This window comes from Psychrobacter sp. 16-MNA-CIBAN-0192 (assembly GCF_040309565.1).
GTDB lineage: Bacteria > Pseudomonadota > Gammaproteobacteria > Pseudomonadales > Moraxellaceae > Psychrobacter.
This window is the reverse complement of sequence record NZ_JBEOOX010000639.1, coordinates 1-242: the sequence shown is the minus strand read 5'-3', so window position 1 is coordinate 242 and position 242 is coordinate 1. Positions and strand designations below refer to the sequence as shown.

At 66.9% G+C, this 242-nt stretch carries 1 protein-coding gene; it reads left to right on the top strand.

The genetic code is table 11. The annotated features are described in order from the left end of the window. A partial coding sequence (locus tag AAEY78_RS14680) for an alpha/beta hydrolase fold domain-containing protein (RefSeq protein WP_352340201.1) occupies positions 1–242 on the top strand: 242 nt, incomplete at both ends.

Below are 242 nucleotides of genomic sequence, written 5' to 3'. Positions count from 1 at the left end.
CACCAGCGTCGACGCGACGTTCCGGATGCGCACCGCCGACGCCAATGTCGTCCACGTCGCTGTCGACTACGCGCTGGCCCCCGAACACCGGTACCCGACCCAGATCGAGCAGGGTCATGCCGCTCTTGACTGGTTGTTCCGCTCGAGCGACGAGCTCGGCATCGATGCGGAGCGAATCGGGATCAACGGCACGTCGTCCGGAGGCAACATCGCGGCGGCGGTGACGCTGCTCAACCGGGATC